This is a genomic window from Mesorhizobium sp. M7A.F.Ca.CA.003.01.2.1 (genome assembly GCF_003998945.1).
Classification (GTDB): domain Bacteria; phylum Pseudomonadota; class Alphaproteobacteria; order Rhizobiales; family Rhizobiaceae; genus Mesorhizobium; species Mesorhizobium ciceri.
This window is the reverse complement of sequence record NZ_RZRA01001090.1, coordinates 1-1,688: the sequence shown is the minus strand read 5'-3', so window position 1 is coordinate 1,688 and position 1,688 is coordinate 1. Positions and strand designations below refer to the sequence as shown.

The following is a 1,688-nucleotide window of genomic DNA, read 5'->3' as shown; positions in this document are numbered from 1 at the left end:
TCGCTGATGCAGGAAGCGCATCCGTCGCTGCGCCGCATCGTGGCGAGGGCTTCGGAGGCCGGCTCGCCGGTTCCGGCGCTGTCTTCCGCACTTGCCTATTTCGACAGCTATCGCCAGGGCCGCGGCACCTCGAACCTGATCCAGGCGCAACGCGACTTCTTCGGCGCGCACGGCTTCGAGCGTATCGACGACAAAGGCGCGTTCCATGGGCCGTGGGGAAGCGGTGCGGCTGGCTGACAAGCCGGCCCAAGAGCCTAAACGGAAACCGGGGGTCTGAACGCCTGAACCTCGCTGGTGGCGACCAGGCGCTGCAGCGAGCCGGGTGCGGCGCCGCCGATCCAGCCGAGCACGGAGCGGGCGAGATCGGAGCCGGCCAGGCGGAAGTTCTCGTTGACGACGAGCAATTCCGGCCGGAACAGGTGCAACAGGTCCGACGACTGCTTGGACACGACATCGACGTCGCGGCCAAGTTTGAGGCCGGCATCTTCGATGCCGGCGACGATAGCCAGTGTCGCGGCGGCAGCGCTGCTGACGAAGCCGTCCGGCCTGTTCTCGCGGCGCATCACCTGCGCGGTCCTGGTCCTGATCTGCTCGATCGTGTGATCGATGGAAACGGTGTTGAACGGAATTTCGCTGGCGCCGACCTCGCTCAGCGCATCGGCAAAGCCGTTCAGCGTGTGGCCATAATAGGTCAGCCCGGGTGGCGGCGACAGAAGCGCCAGCTTGCGCCTGCCCATGCTCGCCAGGCGGCGCACGGCTTCCATCGCGAATACATGGTTGTCGAAGTCATGGTAGGGGTGGACCAGGCCCATGTCGGTGCGGCCATGCGTGGCAAAGGGCATGCCGTGCTCGAGCATGTAGCGGGCGCGTGGATCGTTCGGTTGGGTGCGCGAGATGATGACGCCATCGGCCGAGCCGGTCTCGACGAGATAGCGGATCGGCTCCATCGGATCCTGCGAGCGGGAATAAGGCGTGACGATCAGGTGATAGGGCGTTTCGGCGAGCACTTCCGAAACGCCGTAGATGATGTCCGAGACGAAGCTCATGATCTCGCGGTCGGTGTTGAGCACGAGGCTGATGACATTGGTCCTGCCGGTGCGCAGACGCACGCCGGCGCGGTTCGGCCGGTAGCCGATCTGCTTGGCGACGAGTTGGACGCGGCGCCTGGTTTCGGCGCCGATTTCCGGGGCATCCTTCAAGGCGCGTGACACGGTGGTGACGCCGAGCCCGGTCATGAAGGCAAGCGTCTTCAACGTCGGCCGTCCCTGTGCCGAGTTCTCCCCGTTCTTGTCCGTACGCTGTCTGTCCATTCGTCCCGCCCGTCAGGCGCATAGCAGCCGCGGGCCATGTCGGCAATCGCCGTCATAGCGATACGATATGCGTCCCAGCCCCGGCAAAGCGTCAATATACTGAAACGTTACAGATTGCCAGTATCGAGATGTATGTCCTCGTCACGAGGTGGATGGTTCTTTTTGCGAAACGCATTGGGATTCCAGGAGAAATCGCCCTGCCGCCGCCTTTTGCCCGTATCAGGCGGCATTTCGGTGTTTGCGCCGCAGCAAACCATGCTGCAGTGCATGAGAAGCGCGATCATTCAGGCGGATTTGTTCGCGGCCCGAAAAAATATCGAGGGCGCTTCGTTGATGGGTTGCACAGCCCGCGCAATTGCCGTATCGAAAATCTGTAAC

At 63.2% G+C, this 1,688-nt stretch carries 1 protein-coding gene and 1 pseudogene; one reads left to right on the top strand and one right to left on the bottom strand.

The genetic code is table 11. The features are described 5' to 3' along the window. Positions 1 to 237 (top strand): annotated as a pseudogene (locus tag EN969_RS30015) (NADP-dependent phosphogluconate dehydrogenase); the annotation flags it as partial. 17 nt (positions 238 to 254) lie between these two features. Here EN969_RS30015 and EN969_RS30010 read toward each other — a convergent pair. Next, positions 255 to 1,310 (bottom strand): LacI family DNA-binding transcriptional regulator, encoded by a 1,056-nt coding sequence (locus EN969_RS30010; protein WP_063169024.1) that lies wholly within the window; start codon positions 1,308 to 1,310, stop codon positions 255 to 257. Between the last annotated feature and the right edge of the window lie 378 nt (positions 1,311 to 1,688).

What these genes read in the sequence shown, in the direction of transcription:
- EN969_RS30010 (WP_063169024.1), bottom strand. Translation starts at nt 1,310, where the DNA reads ATGGACAGACAGCGTACGGACAAGAACGGGGAGAACTCGGCACAGGGA.